Annotated in this window: 13 protein-coding genes; 5 read left to right on the forward strand and 8 right to left on the reverse strand. The window is 41.6% G+C overall.

All coding sequences use genetic code 11. The annotated features are described in order from the left end of the window. Nucleotides 1-34 precede the first annotated feature (34 nt). From L870_RS0106885 to L870_RS0106920, 8 genes are all read right to left on the reverse strand, one after another. Nucleotides 35-2,239: an ABC transporter permease gene (locus L870_RS0106885; protein WP_162148435.1), complete on the reverse strand. Its 2,205-nt coding sequence runs from the start codon at nucleotides 2,237-2,239 to the stop codon at nucleotides 35-37. A gap of 399 nt (nucleotides 2,240-2,638) precedes the next feature. Then, complete coding sequence (locus L870_RS0106890) at nucleotides 2,639-3,349, reverse strand: class I SAM-dependent methyltransferase (RefSeq protein WP_028517517.1); 711 nt, start codon at nucleotides 3,347-3,349, stop codon at nucleotides 2,639-2,641. Nucleotides 3,350-3,568: 219 nt separating this feature from the next. Beyond that, complete coding sequence (locus L870_RS0106895) at nucleotides 3,569-5,290, reverse strand: MutS-related protein (RefSeq protein WP_028517518.1); 1,722 nt, start codon at nucleotides 5,288-5,290, stop codon at nucleotides 3,569-3,571. Nucleotides 5,291-5,366: 76 nt separating this feature from the next. Further along, nucleotides 5,367-7,079, reverse strand: coding sequence for a [Fe-Fe] hydrogenase large subunit C-terminal domain-containing protein (locus tag L870_RS0106900; protein WP_028517519.1), 1,713 nt, complete (start codon nucleotides 7,077-7,079; stop codon nucleotides 5,367-5,369). A 41-nt stretch (nucleotides 7,080-7,120) separates the two neighbouring features. Continuing rightward, nucleotides 7,121-8,218 (reverse strand): GumC domain-containing protein, encoded by a 1,098-nt coding sequence (locus tag L870_RS0106905; RefSeq protein ID WP_028517520.1) that lies wholly within the window; start codon nucleotides 8,216-8,218, stop codon nucleotides 7,121-7,123. 194 nt (nucleotides 8,219-8,412) lie between these two features. Next, a complete protein-coding gene (locus tag L870_RS0106910) occupies nucleotides 8,413-8,970 on the reverse strand; it encodes a hypothetical protein (protein WP_028517521.1) in 558 nt (185 codons plus the stop codon). 180 nt (nucleotides 8,971-9,150) lie between these two features. Next, nucleotides 9,151-10,356, reverse strand: coding sequence for a GGDEF domain-containing protein (locus L870_RS0106915; protein ID WP_028517522.1), 1,206 nt, complete (start codon nucleotides 10,354-10,356; stop codon nucleotides 9,151-9,153). 15 nt (nucleotides 10,357-10,371) lie between these two features. Beyond that, nucleotides 10,372-11,499, reverse strand: a complete 1,128-nt coding sequence (locus L870_RS0106920; protein WP_028517523.1) for a sugar ABC transporter substrate-binding protein — start codon at nucleotides 11,497-11,499, stop codon at nucleotides 10,372-10,374. A gap of 514 nt (nucleotides 11,500-12,013) precedes the next feature. On the opposite strand from L870_RS0106920, the gene L870_RS0106925 reads away from it, so the two are divergent. From L870_RS0106925 to L870_RS19720, 5 genes are all read left to right on the forward strand, one after another. Beyond that, nucleotides 12,014-13,054, forward strand: a complete 1,041-nt coding sequence (locus L870_RS0106925; protein WP_028517524.1) for a leucine-rich repeat domain-containing protein — start codon at nucleotides 12,014-12,016, stop codon at nucleotides 13,052-13,054. 20 nt (nucleotides 13,055-13,074) lie between these two features. Next, on the forward strand, nucleotides 13,075-14,418 hold the full coding sequence (locus L870_RS0106930; RefSeq protein WP_028517525.1) for a protein kinase domain-containing protein: 1,344 nt from the start codon (nucleotides 13,075-13,077) through the stop codon (nucleotides 14,416-14,418). A 44-nt stretch (nucleotides 14,419-14,462) separates the two neighbouring features. Beyond that, nucleotides 14,463-15,344: a vWA domain-containing protein gene (locus L870_RS0106935; protein ID WP_028517526.1), complete on the forward strand. Its 882-nt coding sequence runs from the start codon at nucleotides 14,463-14,465 to the stop codon at nucleotides 15,342-15,344. 35 nt (nucleotides 15,345-15,379) lie between these two features. Beyond that, nucleotides 15,380-16,285 carry a PP2C family serine/threonine-protein phosphatase gene (locus L870_RS0106940; RefSeq protein ID WP_028517527.1) on the forward strand — a complete coding sequence of 302 codons (906 nt, stop codon included), beginning with the start codon at nucleotides 15,380-15,382 and terminating at the stop codon, nucleotides 16,283-16,285. 62 nt (nucleotides 16,286-16,347) lie between these two features. Further along, a complete protein-coding gene (locus tag L870_RS19720) occupies nucleotides 16,348-17,529 on the forward strand; it encodes a hypothetical protein (RefSeq protein ID WP_028517528.1) in 1,182 nt (393 codons plus the stop codon). Nucleotides 17,530-17,724 lie beyond the last annotated feature (195 nt).

Below are 17,724 nucleotides of genomic sequence, written 5' to 3' on the forward strand. Positions count from 1 at the left end.
TAGCTCCTTTTTTATTACATATGTGGACTGATCATTATTCTCTTCGTAAATAATAATATATATCGATCTTTTTGATGATATATACTGGAACAATAATTACTGCGATAAAAACGATCAATGAAATGATAAATATACCGATTGCATCACTTGCAGGATAAATAAGACCATTTTTAAGCAAATCAAAATGTACAACAATATTATCAATCAGCTTTGTAATAATACATGACAGTATCACACTGCCTATAATGCTGTATAAAGCAACAAACAGCATTTGTACTACTGTTATCAAAGACAGCTGTTTATGTGACATTGAAGTTGAAATAAGAACTGCAAACTCTTTTTTTCTGTTAAGAAAATCTGTAACAAGATTGTTTATGATTCCAATAAAACAAATGATCAAACTGAAATAGATCACAACTGTAATAAGCTGAAGCAGCATATTGCTTCCCTCTATCTGCTTATCAATGAACTCCTTCTTTGATTTGATCACGATACTATAGTCGATAAATTTTTCATCAACTTGTTTGATCATTTCGTCTACAGTAGTTTTCGTTCTTAAATATGTACTCTGCGGGGCACTGTTTATATTTTTCTTATACTGCTCCAGATCCATGATGACAGTATTTGTATTTGAATCAAACTTATAGGAATCGCAAAAACCAATTACTTTATATTCTCCGCTATACTGATTGGAATGACATACTACTGTATCGCCTTTGTTTATTGAATACTTTTTCGCAAGAGATTTATCTATAATTACATTATTCTCTGATTCTTTCAGCTCTCTTAAAAGCGAAGCCTCCACATCGACCGAATCATGCAGCCAGTCATCAAATTCATCGTTTTCTTCACGGCCTAAATAGCATACCGGTATCTTTCCGTCTGTTCCTTCAGCTTCCATATATAAGTTAGCGCCTGTAGACAAAAAATACATACTGTATGATTTGTCTACACTGCTCAGCTCATCTATTTCTTCAATATCAATTTCCGTATTACCGTTCAGACCGATTACTGCGTCATATTCATAATTAAGCTCTGCAAAACGAAATACATCGTTAATTGATTTCTTTGCGGCAAATACAGGTATTATAAGACTCATCGAAACAATTGATACAATTATACTTCTCATGATAAGTTTATTTGAAACAACAGAACTTAAAATATAACTGATCTTATTTCCTATGCCGAATATCCTGTTAAGCAGCTTATTCACAAGTGCAATAAGCAGCGGGACGATGTATGTAAAACATACTGCCATGATCAGATATGCAGCAATACATACCATTCTGTTCTTAACAAATGACATTACAAAGCCGATTATCAAAATAACAGCCGCAGCTATATACTTTTTATACTTGAATCTCTTGAAGTCCGAGCTGTACTTTTTTATTATGTTTACGATCGGTTTTTTATAAACCTTTCTAAGCATAAAAAATGTCAGGATCAATGACCATACAACAGGGAACAAAATTGTGATCAGGATATAAGAAACAGGGGTACTTTTGACATATGAATCCGATCCTATCATTTCCTTTATCATGTACCTGAAGAAGAATACTCCCAAGCCTGCGCCGATAATACCGCCTAATAAGCCATATAAAACAGTTTCAGACGATAAGATCAGATTTATCCTTGATTTTTTTATACCGATGCTTCTGAATGTACCTACCGCTGTAATATGCGATTCAATGATATGATTGTATAATGCACATATAACAACTGTAGACATTACTGCGATCAGTATCATTACTATAAGCAGAACTGTATTCAGAGTCGATATATCTTTCTTCATACTTGCATCGTTCAGAAGAGATGAAAACCTGTAATCGGGGTTGTTTTTATTGAGCTCATCAATAAAATCAGTCTTTGAAACACCTTTTTCAAGATCATAATAGATCATATTCGGTGTAAACTCCATTCCTGATACTTTTTCAAACAGTCCTTCATCAGCTACTGCCAGATCGAAAAAATACGACTGACTCAATATACCTTTTTTGTCGTTGGCAGAGACCAGCTTGACATTACACGTTTTTTCAGAATATCCGATCTCTATCTCTTCACCGTCTGAATATCCGTATTTTTTAAGGAAATCCTTTGAAACATATAATACATCATCATTTGTTTTATTTTCGTTATCATCAAATAATTCTGTTTTCCTGAGTTCATCAAGATTTCCGCTGTATACCATAATTCTTCTTTTTCGATCGTTGTTCTCAAATGATACAATAAAATTTGCCATATCAACCTGAGACCTCAGATCGTTTCCGTTCAAAGAAGAAATATCGTCTTTATTTATAAATAACAGATTTTCTCCAAAAGGTTTGCAAACAACATCTGCACATCCGTATTTTTCCTGAGAACTTTCAGTATATATCTTTTCACCGGCATTAAGGGTCATAATATTTACCAAAAGTAACGCTGCCATAAACGCGAAGGATAGAATTACTATAGTCGCTTTTAATTTTGACTTTGAAACAGCTCGTATCATATAGTTAAAGATCAACTTCATAAAAAATCATTGTAATCAAGAATAATTACAATATTACCTCCTAAGTATATTAGTACATTTAAAAATCACTTATGTAGCATAGTAAAGCATAGTATATACTTTTATTATAAGCAAAATAATATATAGTTTTTACTGTTTTGATTTTCTACATATTGCAGCAACAAAATCGTAACTGTAGTCACGGCTCTTAACGATCTTCAGAACATCAAGTCCGTTTTCTGTCAGGATATTTCTGAATTCAGTACTATTGATCAATTCTCTGTATCCCAGATTCAATTCAGGATGCAGCAAGAAAAACGCTCTTGAATGATTGGAATCCATAGGAATAAGAATTATCAGGTATCCATCATCTTTTAAAAATTCTTTATGCACATCAATTACTGCTTTTTTATCAGTAAAATGTTCTATCAGACCAAAACTGCATACAATATCAAATCGGCGGTCTGTTTTCAATTCAAATATATCCTCCATGATATATTCTATATTATCGCCTGTATATCCTGTAGAAAGGTATTTTTTGTATGATTCTTCACAGCTGTCGACCAGAACGCCTTTTCCGCCTGAAACACTCAATAAGGTTCGTGTTAAAAGTCCTGTTGCTGCACCCAATTCCAAAATATCAGGTGAGCTGATCGAATAATCCTTTATAAGATCCTTGATAAGCCTGAATAAAGAAATATTCATCGTATGCTTTTCTTCTTTTAATAATTCACGCAAGGCAAAAAAGATGTCCTTGTAATTTACGGACGATAATATTTTTTGCACATCATTATCCGAAAAATAGTTTGTCCAGTCAAAGTTTTCTTCTTCCATATTATAGATGTTCTTTGTTATATACATAGTACCAATCCTTTTGTAATTAAAAATCATGATGATAAACGCATTCAAATATTTCACTCACGAACAATACACCATCTTTTTTATTATACTATTTCTGCATAAATATGTCAATGTTTTTTTTATTTTCAATACCTTATTAGGGCATTTTTCACCATAAAAAGCTCCCATTCGTTTAAAACAAACAGGAGCTGAAATAAGTCATTCTGTTTTTATCATGCATCAGTTAACGAGCATCTCATAGGTTACGCCGTACTTCTCTGCAATATCCTTTGCATATGACATTCCCTCGGGAGAAGCTATCTCAACCTTGAACGAGCGCTTGCCGTTTTCGCTTTTCACGATAAGCGACGATATCTTTACGCCGCTGCTTTCCTTGTTGAGCTCTTCTGCTTCTGCGGCAAGCTTGTGCATATGGGTGTTATATATGGTCCTTACCTGCTTGTGGAGCAGTGCCTTTACGGAATCCTTTGCTATATAGAAGCCCTCCTCAAAAGAGGTAGTGGAAAAGGTCTCATTAAGGAGCAAAAGGCTGTCATTCGTACATTCAGAGTATATAGCCTTGAATCTCACGCACTCCTCGCCAAGTCTGCCCAAGTCCATAGTTTTGTCCTCATCGGCAGGGAAATGGGTATAAATGCAGTCCACAGGCTTATACTCAAATGAAGATGCAGGCACGTATATTCCGCCCTGTGCAAGCACATACATAAGTCCTACAGCCTGTGTTACGGTAGTCTTGCCGCCGCGGTTAGCTCCCGTAAGGATATAGATAGTATGCTCCCTGTCAAATTTAAGGTCGTTATAGACCAATTCCTCAACGCTCTGTAAATTTACCGCAAGCTTGAGATTATATAAGTCCTTTGCGTCCATAGATACGCCGTCACTGCTGATGACCTGAGCTTCACAGAACTTAAAGCCCTTCTCCGTGCATCTGTCTATGAACTCCGCAAACCTGATATAATACATGAACTCGGGGATTATCTGCGATATATTGACGATAGCGATATCCGCATACTTGGTTACGGTATCGCGGAGCTTCTTCACCACAGAGTCCAGCATTTTATTCATTACCTTGTCAAGATAGACCGTCGCATTTGCCGAACCGTCGCCCTCGGGAGTCTTTGTAATGGTTGCTCTTATCCTGCCGTCCACAAAGGGAGTATTTCTGACAGCCAGATAGCCGCCCATATTCTCTACGAATTTCGAGATCTTATGGTCGTTGAGCTTATCCACCTGATGATAGTGCATATCGCCGTCCCATTCATTGCCCTCTTTTACCTTGCCCTTTGACGCAATGGCGTCGGCAAAGTTGGTAACGATATTGGACTTTTTGAACGGCTTGTCATTAATGGATATAAGTCCCATGCTGACAGCCTCAAATCTGCTGTTGACGTTGACTCCGAGAGTAACGCTCTCAATTTTCAGAGACTTTATTTTAAGGTCAGCTATGTCCTTTTTCATTTCCGCAAAGCAGGCGTCGTTGTACAGCTCGTCGATATATCCCTTGAAATTGATGAGTCCCTCGGACTTTATCTCTGCATCGGAAAGACATTCCCTCATAGCCTCCACGCACTTGATATAATCATCGAGCTCGTCAAGTCTATGCATAAGATGCCAGAAACCCAGCTTTTCATCGGTTTCCATTTTCGAGCCGCTGAACTTCCTCAGGAACTCTATCCTTTCAAAAAGCTCGGTCAGCTGCTTTCTGAGCTGCGGCAGACGAAGTATATCCACGAATACCTTCTGCCTGTAGCCTGCAACACGGATATCGGCAGTCATATTGGATAAGATGCTCATTATAAGGTTCTGCTCTTTCGGGTCGTTTGAAAGCTCATGACACAGCGTATCCAGTCCCAGATCATGGCAGGCAGAGTCGGAAAGCTGCTTATATACAGTGTCCTCATAGTAGGGAAATAATATACTGAAATGATTATTTGCTTTCATGTTTCAGCTCCTTTCGATAATCTTATTAGAAAAAAGCACAGATAATCCTTTCGGAAATATCTGTGCCTTATTTTTATTACTTGTGGATATCGCTTACGTCTACCTTTTCGGTCTGTCCTGTTTTTACAAGGACTTCGTTTATCTCACCAACAAGTGAAATGATGTCATTGATGGACTTATTGATAGTTTCGGAGCTTTCGTTAGTTGTTGTAACATTGCCATCGAGAGCGCCGAATGCGTCAATAGTAGTTTCAAGGATAGATATGAGCTGAGTTACGCTGTCGGAATCCATTGTAGAGTTGTCATTACAGAAAGCAACGACATTCTCAAGCAGATCCTTAACTACAGCGGCTCTTTCACTTGTAGCCGATGTGGAATCGCCTATACTCTTCATATTATCATTGATCTTTGCAACATTCTCCTTCAGCTTGTCTGAAAGTGCGAGACATTCTTCTGTGATCTCCTCCAGCTGTTCATTCTGTCTGTTAAGTGCAGAGTGTCTTGCAAGAAGAACAGACTTTGCATGAACGATACAGTTATCGGGAGTATTGAGACCTCTGTATATAGCTATCGCCATATCACGGCAGGTATTGTATCCGCATGCATGACAGTCATATTTGCGATCCTCGTCTGTATGCATTCCCATTTTCTCGAAAATAGGATCAAGCTGCATATTGCTTGGCATAGGAGTTGGCATAGACGGCTTGTAATTTCTGAGGAAGTCGGAAACTCTCAGCTCGTCATCAAACTTCTTGAAGAGTCTGTCATCGCCGCGTCCCATAAGACCTGTGGACTTGCGGCGGCTCTTTGCCTCGTTCTCGATGCTTCTCATAGTTGCCATAGCATCGAATACCGTCTGCTTTGTACCTGCGGCAGGTCCGATATTACAGCCGAATTCGCATGAAAGTACATCGAATATTCTCGGGTGCTTCGACTCAGGCATTCTTCCGTACATATCTATTTCTGCAAACACCTTATGTACGCCCTCTGAATTTGTGATATTCATATCGGGATCGTGGAGCCACATATTATCTCTGAGTCCGCCGGGACGGGAGTAAATAGCGCCCATCTGCCCCTGTGATTCGTCGAATTTATACTCGAAATCCTCAGATGTATCAATGTCGATATTGATATCATTGCGGTCAAAATACTCAAGAAGCTTCTTGATAGTAATAGTATAATTTATAAGACCTGTATCTACTGCCTCATTCTTTTCGGCAATACACGGAGTTATAACTGCGATAGGATTATTCCTTCTCAGATACTTCTTTATGTATATCGCACTGCATGCAATAGGGCTGTGTATAGGTGACAGATTCTGTAAAAGCTTGGGCTGGTAGGTCTCGACATATTTTACTACAGCAGGACATTGCTGTGTGATGATATTGCCTATCTTATCCTGTTCGAGAGTTCTCATATGTACCCATGTGCAGATATCTGCACCGTATGAGACATCGAATATTGTACATCCCTGCTTCTTGAACCAGTCAAGAACGCCCTTCCACTTTGTCGGAAGAACTGTTTTTATAGCAGGAGAAGCCATAATTATGATCTTTTCCTTTGCCAGCTCTGCAATACATTCCTCTGTATCGTCTATGTAATCTCTTGCACCGTGGTTGCACTTCTTTACACATTCACCGCAGGCAATACATTTATGCGGATTGACCATTGTTATGAAACGTCCGTCCTCCAGCTGCTTTGTCATATTAGCTTCAGGTGCAGGACATTCTCTTACGCAGGCATTACAGCCGACGCATTTTTCGGGTTTTACGATGATAAGTTCACTCATATATCTAAACTCCTTAAAAAATTACGGGAAAATTCTATACTTTATTTTTTGCCGATCGAATTTGCCTTTGCAGCAAGTGCAGCAAGGTCTATCTTACCGCCCTTTTTCTCTCCGCCCTCAGCCTTTTTGTCGGCTTCGGCAGGTTTTTCCTGCTGTGCAGAGGCATCTTTTTTATCTTCTGTATTTTTTTCAGTGCTGTCCTTTTTAGCTCCTATTGATTCAGCCATTTGTTTGAGCTTATCAAGCTCTTCCTGCTTTTTGCGCTTTTCTTCCTCACTGTTCATATTATCGCGTATCTTATCAGCAAGGCTCTGCGGTTTTTCAGGATACTCCGGGTTATACTGCTGAGGCACCTTGAATACGGGAACACCGCCGTTTACAAGCTTCGTCTCTGTATCTCCGAGAAGCTCCTTTGCCTTCAGCAGTCTGTCTATGCCTTCATTTCTGAGCTGTTCAAAAGCGTCCTCCATGAAAGCGACCTGTGATTTGAGTATATGTATGTCATCTATTGCAGCAGCTCTGAGGTTATTGGAAGCTACCTCCATCTGCTCTGCTCTGTTCTTAGCATCAGCCAGTCTCTCGGCAGCTGTCATCTCAGCCTCATAGATGATATGCTCTGCCTCAAGGTTTGCCTCGGAAATAATATCCTCGGCAAGCTTCTTTGATTTATACTCTATATCGGCAGCTTTAGTTCTTGCATCGCTTTCAAGCATTGATCTTGACTTCTGAGCTTCTATGAATACGCTGCTCAGAGCCGTAGCCTCGTCCTGAGCCATAAGTGCCGCGCACTTTGTCTCGGCTGCCTTCAGCTTATCCTTGAGATCATCTATCTCAGCCTGCTTGTCTTTAAGCTCCTGCTCACGTTTATTGTTTTCATCATCTGTAGCCTTCAGCTTCAGATTAAGGGTATTGTTCTGGACCTGAACCTGTGTCAGCTTGGCGCGTTCCTCTGCAAGGACCGATTCATGTGCCTTTTCCTGATCCGAACCCTTTTTGTATGCTTCAAGCAAAAGCTTTGTTTCTCTGAGTTCGTTTCTGAGGTCGTGTATCTGTGTATTCAGAAATTCCATTCTCCTGACAACGGATTCTTTATCATATCCGCCAAAGGTAACAGTCTTGATAAATCTTGGTTCAGCCATAAATAATATCCTCCTTGCTTCACCCGACCGAATGATGATCTGCAAGCAATGCAGAAGCAAGCGCATTTATCGAGTATTGATATATAATTATTATACACCATATTGAAAATATAGTCAATAAAAAAACTGCACAAAAAACAGGGCGGTTTTATGTAAACCGCCCAAATCTTACCATTTTGTTCCGCAAGCAGATCTTACCAGTCGTTCTCGCTGTCCTTTATAAGTTTTTTTACCTCTTCATTATTGTAAAGTCCGAGATCAAAGAGCCTGTCTGCCTGCTTCTGTGTTATTTTTCCCTGCTCGGTAAACACAAACTGTCCGTGCTGACGCTGAGTGCCGTCCCATGAGTCTATTACCTGAAGCCAGCCGTTCCTGTCAAGAGTCTTTTCGGGGAATCTTGAATCGGGATAGAATTTCTGAACTATCATCTTAGCACATTTATTATGGTTCGTATAGCCGCAGGAATAGGTGTCTCCGTCGGGAGATATCCAGCCCAGCTTGAAATCGGGATCGTTGAGAGTATACATCTCTTCAAGCTCAAGGGGAGTTTCCTTATCGGACTCGATTATCCTGTTAAAGCCGTATTCATCGGGGCGGAAGTGATAGTAACCGCCTCTTCCGTCAAAAACTACGGGCAGCTGTTCCTCGGTGATTATATCTTCAAAGCCTGTTCCCTCAAGGTCTTCAAGAGTATCGGCATATCTATAGCAATAGCTTCCCGTTGGAGAATCATATACTGCATATTTTTTCACCTTAAACACCTGCCTTTCGTTATTATAGTTATTTTTATGCTACAGGTATATTCTAACACTTTTCCTACTCTCTGTCAAATAGAATAATATCCATAATGCACGATATCTTTGTATAATATGCACACATACAGGGTAAAAAAGCGGCTGTCACAACTGACAGCCGCTCTTCGATCATTTTGATCAGATATTCATTACTGTGCTTATCATGTTACCGCCGTTCATCTTAGCGTTTCTCATAGCTGTATCAAGCTTTACAAGGAGAGAGTTTACGTTAAGGCAATCGCCCGGTAAATAGTGGTATACAGCACCTGAGCAAGGAAGCTGAACTGCGAGGTTCAGTACTTCGTATGGGCTGCTCATTACACGCTGGATATTCTGTGCGATACCCATTGCCTGGCTCTCGGAGATATTCTTGTTGAATACGAAGCAGAACTCATTACCTGTGATGTTGTAGATCTCTGCAACTTCACTGAATTCTTCCTTGAGCTTCTCAGCAACTGCTGCGAGGTACTCGTCACCGAAGTCATATCCGTAAGTATCGTTGATACTTCTGAAGTTATCCATATCGAATACGGCGATCTGGAATCTGCCTGATTCGAGTCTGTCATTAATATCATTATCAAGAGCATAACGATTCTTCATACCTGTAAGAACGTTGATGATAGCGAGGTCGCTTGCCTTCTGACGTGTTGTCTTGAGCTTTGCGTCAACCTCTGCGAGGCTCTTCTCACGCTCTTCGAGCTCGAGTCTTGCCTTCTTAGCCTTCTTAGCGAAGATCCATACAGCAATTTCACCGAGGATAGCAACTATCATCATCATTGTCATGAGGAGGTAAGATCTGATAGTATTCTTACGCATGATCTTTCCTGTATCCGCAGACACGATATCAATAGTAGATGTGAGCATTTCCGAAGCTGTGATCTGCATAGGGTAGATGTCCTGCTTCAGGATATAGCCCATTTCCTCATAGTTGCCTGATGTTACGGCACCTGTACCCATAGCGTCAAGACGCTGTTTATAGGTACTGATGATATTCTTAGCGTAATTGTATCTTCTTATAGCAGTATCCGAAAGTCCTTCAACAGACTCGAATGCGTGCTCTGCATCAATGATGTTTGCATAACGGTTATTTGTATCCTTTACGATGGATTCCATATCCGTTTTAAGACCTGCTGCGATACTGATTGAATCGTTGTTGATCTCGGAAAGCTGACCATTGATCTTGTTAAGAGAGTTCATTACGGTAGATGTTGTCTGTGAAACACTTGTATTACTCCAGTAAATACCTTCAACGAGGAATGTATTTACAAGGTAAATGATTCCTATAAGGATTCCGGCAAAAATATATGCACCGGAACCTTTAAATCTTGATTTTCCTTTAGCCATTAGTTCCTACCTCCATCAATTTTTATCGGGATAAAGCAAGAGCTGAATGTATTCGTCATTCATATTGCTTCCGTTAACAAAGGTAGCACCTATATCAAGGTCACAAGGAACTGTCATACCGTTGATAAGCTTCTGTGCATATCTTACGCCAACGTATCCCATAACGTATGGGTTCTGGATAACTGTTCCGTTAAGAGTACCCGATCTGATATAACCGAGCTCTTTTTCATCTGAGTTGAAGCCTACAACGATGATCTTGTCATCAAGCTTAAGCTCACTTACAGCATCACAGATACCGAGGGTAGTATTTGTGTTTGTACCGAACATGATGGAAATACCGTTTCCGTCAGTCTTGAGAAGCTTTAATGCTTCATCTCTTGCCTGATCACGCTCTGCAACTCTGTCGCCCTGGATAAAGTTCTTTGAGAACTTCTCAAGCTTGCTGTTGTACTCTTCATCAGCAGCCTTCTCAGCTTCTGCAAGCTTGTCAGGATCTGTTTCGGTTACCTTAGGTCTTGTGATATTATGGCTTGCGTATGATGTAAGTACGCCGATAAAGCCCTGGATACGCTCTTCTGCTGTAGAAGCGGTATGTCCGATAATAGCTATCTTGCCGAGCTTTTCATAATCAGCGCCCTTTTCCTCAAGTATCTTATGAACACCACGTGCTGCAACAGCGCCGCTGTCTGTGTCCGATGATCTTATGAATGTTTCGACCTGGTCGAATTCACTTACCTTTGAGTTGATGTTTACGATCTTGATGCCCTTTTCAGCAGCTTCACCCAAAACGGAATTAAGTTCTGTCGTGCTGTTCGGTGCGATAACGATAGCCTTTGCGCCCTTGAGCATAGCGTCCTTTACAGCAGCTACCTGTGAAACATAGTCGTTATCACTTGTTGCTACAGTATAAAGTACTTCTACTCCAAGCTCGTTTCCTGCATCCTCTGCACCCTTCTTTACGTCATCCCAGAAGCTGAGCTGCTGCTTTGTGATAACTGCTACCTTCGGAGGCGGACCACCCTGAGCGCCATTTGGACCACCTGCATTCTGAGGCTTTCCGCATCCGGCTGAAAGAAGCATCATAGCAGAAAGCGTGCATGAAGCAATTGCTCTGAATATGCCTTTTCTTTTGTTTCTGTTCATTATACTGAACCTCCTTAAATCAATTAAACCCGATACACCGCAGGATATCTGCTGATATTCCATTCACATCCTCATATCATGGAACATATGAGCTTGCGGTATTTCCCCCAGTCAGGCCATGTATTGATATCCATAACTAATTCTATCACATTTCTTTTTCAATTTCAACACTATTTTGTAAATTGATTATTCGCGGCATATACAAAAATATCAAAAAATTTATATGCATTTTAATCAATTTTATACACGGCGTTAATTTAGGTTAATAAATTACAGATATACGGGACAGGTTTGCATTTCATAATATTTTTGCCCGATATTACGCTCGGTAAAAGGAACTTTAATATTGCACAAAGTATAGCGGTCTTTTTTGTAAAAGTTAATTCAAATTTGCCTGTTCATTTTCTTTACGCTTGACATTGATATTGAAAAGTGTTATACTAAATGTGATAACAATATAAAGACTCATATCTAATTATTGTGCTGCTATATTTATACGTCAGGAGGAGAGATCATGCAATGCGAAAAATGCAACGCACCACTTGACCCCAAGCTTACTGCCTGCCCTCAATGCGGTGCACCTGTTCCGCAGAATATAGAGGGGTTTGAAAATACAATGGAGTTTCAGCATGAGCTGCGCGCTATCGTTGTAAATGACGGTACAAAAGCTGTTGCGAACAGGGATAGATTTATCGGTCTTCTCAACGATCATATTCCCGATTATGATAAAGAGCGACGCTTACTTATTAATATGTATCGTACAGGCGTATTCAGAATGATGCTTGAGGAAAAGAACCACGAAATCGCTGTAATGAAAGCAAAAAGCTATATGCTCGGAGACCTTTTCCTCGCAGAGAATGCTTCTGAATTCGTTGTAGCTTGTTTTACATACCTTCTTGGCTGGCCCTATGAATCACCGCTGAAAGTACTTCCCGAAAGCGACGACGGCGATGAAAAAAAGGAAGAGATCAAGAAGAGGCCTGTGGATATCAACGAAATGGTGTTTATGCCGCGTAACGCTCTGAGATACAGACTCAGCGGCAATATCGTCATTCCTGATGGATATACAAAGCTCGAAGCATTCTGCTTCGATAAATTCGGTTCCCTCAGAACGATCAAGCTGCCATCTACCCTGCTTGCTATCGGTGAATACTGTTTCTCCTCGTGCAAGCGCCTGAGAGGTCTTGATCTTCCGGAAGGACTGAGAATAATCAAGCAGGGCGCTTTCAGCCAGTGTGCTAACCTTGTTATGGTAAAGATCCCTGACGGTGTACTTGAGATTGAGGACAGTACATTCTCTTTCTGTACAAGCCTCGAAGTAATCGAGATACCGCCAAGTGTCAGCAGTATCGGTGCAGAAGCATTCTCGGGCTGCGACAAGCTGAGGAAACTTTTCCTCCCCGAAAGCATAAAATTCATTGATGCAAATGCTTTCTCCTACTGTCCTAACCTGGTTATATACTGCATAGAAAATTCATACGTTCATAAGTACTGTTTAGCCACTGGAATAAGGTTCGTCCTCGTGACCTCGGCTGAAGAATATGAGCTTGACTAAGTAAGAAAGGATGAGATCATATGATAGAGCTTGAAATAGGTCAGGAAGTCGAAATGGAATTCGGAGGCAAAGCCAAGGTCCTCAGTGTCATAGGCAGCGGTGGTCAGGGTATTGTTTACCTGGTACGCTTCAACGGACAGAAATGGGCTCTCAAATGGTATGACATCAATAAGATGGCAAAACCTGCCGCATTCCGAAAGAACTTACAGAATAACATAAACGATGGTCCCCCAAGCAATAAGTTCCTCTGGCCGAAATATCTCACAAAAGAGATGGAGGACGGAACATTCGGCTATATTATGGAGCTCAAGCCCGAAGGCTTCGACTCCTTTGTAGACATCCTCAACACATATAAGCTTGAGATAGACCCGCTTACGGGAAGAGGCGTAAAGCGTCCCGTAAAATTCAATACCCTCAGTGCTATGGTCACCTGCGTTATCAATATCGTTAACGCTTTCAGACAGCTTCACCGTGCAGGTAAGAGCTATCAGGACCTTAACGACGGAGGCTTCTTTATCAATGTAAATACAGGAGCTGTCCTCGTCTGCGACTGTGATAATATCGCACCTGACGGAAGCAACTTCGGTATCGGCGGTAAGCCGGGATATATGGCTCCCGAGGTCGTAAGAGGCATCGCACAGCCAAATGTCCAGACCGATAAGTATTCACTTGCTGTAGTTTTATTTAAGCTCCTCTTCAGAGGCGACCCTATGGAGGGCGAAAAGGTAGTAAGAGATGTCTGCCTTACAGAATCCTCAGAGCTTAAACACTACGGTCAGAACGCAGTATTCGTGTATGACCCGGACGACGCTTCAAATCGTCCCGTAAGAGGCATACACGACAATATAATCAAATTCTGGAGAATTTACCCCGATTATATCAAAGACGCATTCATCCGCTCCTTCACCACAGGTATAAGCGATCCTACAAAGCGTATCATAGAGAATGAATGGCAGAAGCTGTTCATACGCCTCAGATCGGAGATCATACAGTGCGGCTGCGGAAGAACAAACTTCAGTTCGATGTTCATACATCAGAACGAAAAAACATTCAAGTGTCCGAAATGCGGTATGGAATTCGTTACTATCGGATTCAACAACCGCGATTACCGTACACCTCTTTATCTCGGCTGTAAATTCTATGAATGCGAGATCGTTCCCGAATCCGACGACTTCACAGCCGTTGCGGGAGAGCTCGTTGAGAATAAGCTGAAAAAGGGCGTTCTTGGTATAAAGAATTGCTCGGACAGACAGTGGAAGGCAAAAATGCCGGACGGAGTATTCTACGATATCGCTCCGGGAAAAGGTTTCCCTGTATGGCAGGGGCTTGAGATCGATTTCGGCGAAGTAAAAGCACAGATCTAACCTGCTGTTTCAAAGCAGTATTACTGAAAGGATGTATGTAAATTATGAGCAATGAACATATTACAGAACCGGAAGTGAACAAAAACGTTTCTCCTCTGGACGATTTCGATAATGCAGAGACAGTTTCTTCTGCAGCTTCTTCAGCTCCCGTATCCGACGACAGCATTCTCGATTTTGATGACGATCCACTCAGTGCGACAAGCGTTTCCAAAAAGAGCCTTGTAATATTCTTCCTTATTGATACTTCGGGAAGTATGAAGGGCAAAAAGATGGGTGAGCTCAATACCGTTATGGAAGAGCTTATCCCCGAGATACGCAGAGTCGGCGAGGCTGATACTGATGTAAAAATAGCTGTTCTTACTTTCTCTACAGAGGTAAGATGGATGTATTCCAATCCTATCCCGATAGAGGACTTTGAATGGGCAAGACTCCGTGCAAGCGGCGTTACAAGCATGGGCGCAGCTTTCAAGGAGCTCAACCACAGAATGTCAAGAAACAGCTTCCTTAATTCACCTTCTCTGTCATTCGCTCCCGTTATATTCCTTATGACAGACGGATATCCTTCCGACGACTATAAGGAGGGTCTGAGAGAGCTTCAGACAAACAGCTGGTATAAGTTCGGTCTTAAAGCCGCTCTTGGTATCGGTCAGGAAGCTAATGACAATATCCTTGCAGAGTTCACAGGCTCTAAGGATACAGTTGTTCACGCATATTCAGGCGGGCAGCTTGCACAGATGATCAAGATCATCGCTGTAACATCTTCTCAGATAGGCAGTAAGAGTATGACTCTTTCTGACGATACAAGCCACGAGCTCGGAGAAGAAGATGTATTCGCTGCTAAACAGAAACTCCTCGGTCAGCAGATCCAGGAGCTTGTAAGCACCCAGACCGATGGAGATGACGTCCCCTTCGATACAGGTTGGTAATATCATTATAATTTCGGGAGGAGGACTGAAAAAATATGTTCAACGGCTTTAACCACTCGGTCATGGGCGCAAGCCACGAAAAGACCAATCTGGTTTGTCAGGACAGCTCTGCTTTTAAAGTCGGCGATCACTACGCCATAGCTGTAGTTGCTGACGGTCACGGAAGCAAAAAGCATTTCAGAAGCCACCTCGGTTCAAAATTTGCTGTTGAAGCTACTATAGAAGCTATAGACCGTTTTTATGAGGATCGTGAGGCTCTGGAAGCAAATCTTCCGACTAACCATAAATTTATTATAAAAAATATAGAAAAGCAGATCATATCAAACTGGAATATGAAGGTTGAAAAGCATCTGGCTGAAAACCCTGTTACCGATGATGAGAAAAGCAACTTTACACCTGAAGAATTTGAGGCTATCCTGCCCGAATCATATTATGGCTCTACACTCGTTGCAGGAATATCAGGAGATAATTATACCTTCGGCGTACAGATAGGCGACGGAAGCCTCGTAGCTATCTTCGAGGACGGAAGAGCTGTTATGCCTATGGAGTATAACGAATCCGCACCTGCCAACGTAACTGCTTCGGTATGTAATTCAAACGCTGCATCACTGTTCAGCAGCTTTTACGCACCGAATAAAAAACTCATCGCCCTTTACGGTTCTACCGACGGATTGTATACTTCCTTCGGCAGTGAGTATGACTTCCTCGATTATCATTCAATAATCACAAGTCAGCTCGTTAACCTTGAGACCTTCAAAAACATCATCGTAAACAACCTCAGTAAAAGATCTCATTTCGGTACAGAGGACGATATTTCACTTTCTTGTATATATAATGAGGATCTTCTGAAAGACAGGATCGACCTTATAAATAAAAGGGTCGAGGAAAACAAGAAAGCTGCGGCACAGAGAAAAGCAGCTATGCTTGAGAAAAAAGTCTGACATAAGCTTTACGTAACTAACGCAGGAAGCGTTTAATAAATTTTAGAAAAGTGGTGTTTGATATGGAAATTAGCACTCTCTACAATACAGCCAAGAATTTTGCTGAAACATTAAAAGAAAAAAGACCTGAGCTCGCAACTTATGATGCTTGTTTATGTCTTATAATCGCTGATTCGGGCGATATCTTTTCGGGAGTTTCCACTGTTTCGATCAATGAAGGTTCTGTAGAAGATGTACCCGCAGAAAGGATCGCAGTAATGTCAGCTATTACTGCAAAACACGTTATCGCTAAGCAGATGATCGTTATTTCGCTTGACGACTTCAGCTATTTCAAGCCTGAAGATGAGGCTCTGTCTCTGCTCGTCAACTCAAGCGTCGATAACAGCAGCTGTAAGGTCGTCCTTTCACCTGACGAAGAAGTTGCAGCAGCTACTCTTGCTCCTGCATCAGCAGCTCCTGATTTCCTCAGCGGATATGACGAGTCAGCACTCGGTGCTCCCGCTGATTTTGCAGACGATGTAAACGTTGATACTGCTAATCCGTTCAATGCAGAAAATAAAGACGATGGCGCAGCCAACTCACTCTATGAGCATCCCGAAGAGGCTCAGCAGCAGGGTGCAAGCGGCTTCCCGAATCTTGTAGGTCAGCAGCAGGGTTATCCTCAGCAGCCTGGCTACCCACAGCAGCCAGGTTATCCTCAGCAGCCCGGTTACCCACAGCAGGGCTATCCACAGCAGGGTTATCCTCAGGGCTACCCACAGCAGGGCGGTTATCCGCAGCAGCCCGGTTATCCACAGCAGGGCGGCTATCCACAGCAGGGTTATCCTCAGCAGGGCGGCTACCCACAGCAGGGTTATCCTCAGCAGGGCTACCCACAGCCAGGTCCCTACGGCGGAAATATGCAGAACTCAATGTATCAGCAGCAGGGTATGAACGCTGCTCCTTACAGACAGGGTTATACAGGTACTTCCTTACACGGCGGAAGCACAACTATGAGAAGTCTTTATCAGCAGCCTCAGCAGAGCGTAAGCGTTACTCTTACCTCTAAGTCAAACGGCGAGAATGCTTTCAGAAAGAGACTCAACAGTTTCCTTGACGATGATGGTGATACAAGTACAGGCACAGGCGATGGCGACAGCAACAGCGGTGCAGGCGACAGCATGTCAAAGGAAGATATGCTCAAGCAGGCTAAAGACAGAAAGAAAGTCGCAAAAGCTAATCTGAACTTCAAGAAAAAGCTCTGATAATTATTTCCGTTGTTTTTGACCCATTTCGGAAATAAATTAATGGACTTTCATTAAGCCACACAAATAAATTAAGTTAAGTATTGCATTTTTCGTAATTTTGTGATATAATGAATTTTACGAGGTCATTATATGATTTCTATATTATGTCAATACCTGTATTTTTGTGTGTAATGTACAGTTAATATTTCGCGT

The sequence above is a fragment of the Ruminococcus flavefaciens ATCC 19208 genome, assembly GCF_000518765.1.
Taxonomy (GTDB): domain Bacteria; phylum Bacillota; class Clostridia; order Oscillospirales; family Ruminococcaceae; genus Ruminococcus; species Ruminococcus flavefaciens.

Coding starts and splice junctions, on each gene's coding strand:
- L870_RS0106885 (WP_162148435.1), bottom strand. CDS start 2,239: ATGGCAAATTTTATTGTATCATTTGAGAACAACGATCGAAAAAGAAGA.
- L870_RS0106890 (WP_028517517.1), bottom strand. CDS start 3,349: ATGTATATAACAAAGAACATCTATAATATGGAAGAAGAAAACTTTGAC.
- L870_RS0106895 (WP_028517518.1), bottom strand. CDS start 5,290: ATGAAAGCAAATAATCATTTCAGTATATTATTTCCCTACTATGAGGAC.
- L870_RS0106900 (WP_028517519.1), bottom strand. CDS start 7,079: ATGAGTGAACTTATCATCGTAAAACCCGAAAAATGCGTCGGCTGTAAT.
- L870_RS0106905 (WP_028517520.1), bottom strand. CDS start 8,218: ATGGCTGAACCAAGATTTATCAAGACTGTTACCTTTGGCGGATATGAT.
- L870_RS0106915 (WP_028517522.1), bottom strand. CDS start 10,356: ATGGCTAAAGGAAAATCAAGATTTAAAGGTTCCGGTGCATATATTTTT.
- L870_RS0106920 (WP_028517523.1), bottom strand. CDS start 11,499: ATGAACAGAAACAAAAGAAAAGGCATATTCAGAGCAATTGCTTCATGC.
- L870_RS0106925 (WP_028517524.1), top strand. CDS start 12,014: ATGCAATGCGAAAAATGCAACGCACCACTTGACCCCAAGCTTACTGCC.
- L870_RS0106930 (WP_028517525.1), top strand. CDS start 13,075: ATGATAGAGCTTGAAATAGGTCAGGAAGTCGAAATGGAATTCGGAGGC.
- L870_RS0106935 (WP_028517526.1), top strand. CDS start 14,463: ATGAGCAATGAACATATTACAGAACCGGAAGTGAACAAAAACGTTTCT.
- L870_RS0106940 (WP_028517527.1), top strand. CDS start 15,380: ATGTTCAACGGCTTTAACCACTCGGTCATGGGCGCAAGCCACGAAAAG.
- L870_RS19720 (WP_028517528.1), top strand. CDS start 16,348: ATGGAAATTAGCACTCTCTACAATACAGCCAAGAATTTTGCTGAAACA.